The sequence below is a fragment of the Kluyvera sp. EC_51 genome (genome assembly GCF_019584505.1).
Classification (GTDB): domain Bacteria; phylum Pseudomonadota; class Gammaproteobacteria; order Enterobacterales; family Enterobacteriaceae; genus Kluyvera; species Kluyvera sichuanensis.
In genome coordinates this window covers 1-437 of record NZ_VDAG01000045.1, presented here as the reverse complement: position 1 = coordinate 437, position 437 = coordinate 1, and the positions used below count along the sequence as shown (strand labels likewise).

The following is a 437-nucleotide window of genomic DNA, read 5'->3' as shown; positions in this document are numbered from 1 at the left end:
AAATAAGTTGTGCATGTAGAACAGGCCAGTGCAAAGCGTGAGCGTTAGCAGCACCACGCCAATCTGCGTGATGTGGAACATTTTACGCTCGATACTCATCAATGGCGGCATTTCCTGGTTAAACGCCAGCTTCTTGTTCTTCAGTTGGTAATCAATCCACGCCAGTTGCAGCGCGTACAGGGCGGCGATAATTAGCGTGGCATAGGACAAGAGCGATAAGCCAATGTGCACCAGCATCCCAGGCGTAGCTTCCAGATGGGTGATGTATTCATTGGGCATGAAGGTTGCCAGCGCCAGGTTGATAAGCGCAAAGGCATAGACAATGGGTAGCAGCAACCAGCCACGATTGCGAGAAGCCACAATGGTCATTACCGTACAGATCATCAAACTGACCAATGAACCAACGTTCAGCAGGCTGAGGTTTTGTCCGCTATCAC

Annotated in this window: 1 protein-coding gene; it reads right to left on the bottom strand. The window is 50.3% G+C overall.

Features of this window, described 5'->3' with window-relative positions; translation table 11 throughout:
* A partial coding sequence (locus tag FHC49_RS11360; RefSeq protein WP_220439807.1) for an inner membrane protein YpjD occupies window positions 1–437 on the bottom strand: 437 nt, incomplete at both ends.